This window comes from Dryocola boscaweniae (assembly GCF_025215095.1).
GTDB lineage: Bacteria > Pseudomonadota > Gammaproteobacteria > Enterobacterales > Enterobacteriaceae > Dryocola > Dryocola boscaweniae.
In genome coordinates, this window is sequence record NZ_JALHAP010000023.1 from 1 (window position 1) to 345 (window position 345).

Here is a 345-nt window from a genome sequence, read left to right on the forward strand (position 1 = left end):
CTTCGGTCTCACCCAGCGTCATGACGATGTTGCTCATCTGTCCGCTAATCTGGCTGATGACCTGCGCCTCCTTCAGGCGCTGCTGCTCTTTTTCCTTGTCAAATATCGGCGCAATGCTGCCGTTGGCATTCTCCACATCGCGACTGAGGTCAGCCACATCCTGTTTCTGCTTGTCCTTGTCGCGGATAACAATGCTGCCACCGCTGATGGCCGACGACGTGGTGCCTTCCGCATGCCCCTGACTGCCGGACATGCCCGTTAAGGCATTCGCCGCATTCGCCATCGCATTCCCGGCCACCATCTGGCTGGCTGACATGCCCGATGCGCCGGAGACGCTGATGCCGG

At 59.7% G+C, this 345-nt stretch carries 1 pseudogene; it reads right to left on the reverse strand.

From position 1 onward, the window contains the following. A pseudogene (locus MUA00_RS00110) lies at positions 1-345 on the reverse strand (VENN motif pre-toxin domain-containing protein); the annotation flags it as partial.